The following is a 1,162-nucleotide window of genomic DNA, read 5'->3' on the forward strand; positions in this document are numbered from 1 at the left end:
CCGTGGGACGACGGATTCTCGCGCAACGAGATCCTCAAGTACGGCCAGCAGGGGGTGCTCATGCCTCTGGAGGACCTGATCGACGAGTACGCGCCGAACCTCAAGAAGCGCTGCGAGGAGAAGCCGGACTGGGAGCAGTCGGTCACCGCGCCCGACGGTCACATCTACGCCATCACCCAATGGAGCGAGTGCTTCCACTGCAGCTATCCGTCGAAGCTCTGGATGAACACGACCTGGCTCGACGCCCTGGGTCTCGAGCAGCCGACGACGACGGAAGAGCTGCGCACGGTGCTCCGCGCCTTCAAGGACGGCGACCCGAACGGCAACGGCGCAGCCGACGAGGTGCCGCTCAGCGGTTCTGCGTCGGAGCCCATCATCAATTACCTGATGAACGCCTTCACCTATGCGCCGGTCGGTGGGCCCTCCAGCCCGCCGCCGCTCGTGCTCGACGGCGACGAGGTCGCGCTGAACGCCACCTCGGACAGCTGGCGGGCGGGGCTGGAGTACATCACCTCCCTCGCCGAGGAGGGTCTGCTCGACACGGCGGCGTTCACTCAGAACGGCGACGCTCTGAAAGCCCTCGGCGACAGCGCCGACGCGCAGATCCTCGGCTCCGCCGTGACCCTGCACCCGTACGTCTTCGTCTCGGCGGACTCTCCTGACGGGCGCGACAAGAACTACGACGCCGTGGCACCGCTCGCGGGGCCCGACGGCACGCAGCTCGCCACGTGGCGGTCTCCGGTCAATCCGGTGGGGACCTTCGCCCTGACGAACAAGGCCACCGAGGACGAGCGCATCGAGGCGATCAAGCTGCTCGACTACCTGGCCACCGACGAGGGCCAGATCCGAGCGTCGATGGGACCCGAGGGCGATGCATGGGTGCCCGCCGTCGACGGCGACCTGGCGCTCGACCCGGAGCTTGACCCCACGTTCCGCCCCGTCACCTACGACGAGACCTCCAACGCCGCGTGGCGCTCGATGTCGCAGTACTGGGACTCGCTCGAGTTCCGGAACGCCCAGGTCGTGCCGGAGGACATCTACACGCCTGACGGGTACGAGCGACGTCTGCTGTACGCGACGCAGGAGTACGAGCCCTTCAAGCCCGACGAGAGCGTGCTCTTCCCGGTAGAAAAGCCGTGGCCGGACCCCGAGACGTCGGCCG

Annotated in this window: 1 protein-coding gene; it reads left to right on the top strand. The window is 67.6% G+C overall.

Annotated elements, in window-relative coordinates; all coding sequences use genetic code 11:
• On the top strand, positions 1 to 1,162 hold a 1,162-nt coding region (locus J7E68_RS19410; protein WP_215175169.1), incomplete at both ends, for an extracellular solute-binding protein.

The sequence above is a fragment of the Microbacterium sp. ISL-103 genome (genome assembly GCF_018613995.1).
In the GTDB taxonomy this organism is placed as follows: domain Bacteria; phylum Actinomycetota; class Actinomycetes; order Actinomycetales; family Microbacteriaceae; genus Microbacterium.